Origin of the sequence: Pseudomonas paralactis, from assembly GCF_001439735.1 — a bacterium.
In the GTDB taxonomy this organism is placed as follows: Bacteria; Pseudomonadota; Gammaproteobacteria; order Pseudomonadales; family Pseudomonadaceae; genus Aquipseudomonas; species Aquipseudomonas paralactis.
This window is the reverse complement of sequence record NZ_JYLN01000030.1, coordinates 1-1,371: the sequence shown is the minus strand read 5'-3', so window position 1 is coordinate 1,371 and position 1,371 is coordinate 1. Positions and strand designations below refer to the sequence as shown.

Genomic DNA, 1,371 nt, shown 5'->3' with positions numbered 1-1,371 from the left:
TGATGTTAGTCACCGGCGCGCCGTTTTTATCCACAAGGCTGGCGGTGTAGACGATGTTGCCGCCTTCGCCGACGGTAGTCGTGGCGGACAGGACTACATCAACTTTGTCGATGGTGTCATTGATCGTGGTGGTTGCGCCGTTCCCAGCAACTTCCAACTTCTCGAAGTTGCCGCCAGAAGCGTCAGTGATCTTGACGGTCTGAGTGCTCTTATCGATGAACACGTCATCAGTCGGTGCAGGCACGGTCACGGTGCCGACGGTGTCGCCGGCCTTGATGGTGATCGACGAACCGTTATCCAACTTCAACGTGACGTCAGTACCGGCCTTGTTGCTCAAGGTGGCGGTGTAAGTGATCTGGCCACCTTCGTTAACGGCACTTGGTGCAGTCAGTGTGACAGTTGTGGTGTTGTCGGTGCCGGGGGTATCGGTAACGGTGGTGTTCACCGCCGTGGTACCCGGTACCAGATTTTCAAAGTGCTCGCCGCCGGTCACGCCTTTGATGGCGGTGGTGACGGTCTGGTCGCCTTTGTAGACGTCGTTTGGCGCGATGGTGGTGATGGAGCCACTCGACTGATTCACACCGATGGTGATGGTTTTGCCGTTGTCCAGGGTCACGGTCAGCGGGTTGGTGATGTTGGTCACCGGCGCGCCGTTTTTATCCACAAGGCTGGCGGTGTAAACGATGTTGCCGCCTTCACCCACGGTGGTGGTGGCAGTCAGAACCACATCGACTTTGTCGATGGTGTCGTTGATCGTGGTGGTTGCACCGTTGCCCGCAACTTCCAACTTCTCGAAGTTGCCGCCAGTGGTTTCAGTGATCTTGACGGTCTGGGTGCTCTTGTCGATGAACACGTCATCAGTCGGCGCAGGGACGGTCACGGTGCCGACGGTGTCGCCGGCTTTGATGGTGATCGACGAGCCGTTATCCAACTTCAAGGTGACGTCAGTGCCCGCTTTGTTGGAGAGCGTAGCGGTGTACGTAATTTGACCACCTTCGTTAACGGCGTTAGGCGCGGTCAGCGTCACGGTAGTGGTGTTATTGGTACCCGGTGTATCCGTAACGGTGGTGTTCACCGCAGTGGTACCCGGTACCAGGTTCTCGAAATGTTCGCCGCCCGTCACCCCTTTGATGGCAGTGGTGACAGTTTGGTCGCCCTTGTACACATCATCCGGTGCCAAGACCGAAACAGTGCCGCTGGACTGATTCACACCAATGGTGATGGTTTGGCCGTTGTCCAGGGTGACGGTGAGCGGGTTGGTGATGTTAGTCACCGGCGCGCCGTTTTTATCCACAAGGCTGGCGGTGTAGACGATGTTGCCGCCTTCGCCGACGGTAGTCGTGGCGGACAGGACTACATCAACTTTGTCGA

The 1,371-nt window shown here is 57.3% G+C and carries 1 protein-coding gene; it reads right to left on the bottom strand.

Annotated elements, in window-relative coordinates; all coding sequences use genetic code 11:
* Positions 1 to 1,371: immunoglobulin-like domain-containing protein (locus tag TX23_RS26600; RefSeq protein ID WP_342342580.1), on the bottom strand; the 1,371-nt coding region annotated here is incomplete at both ends.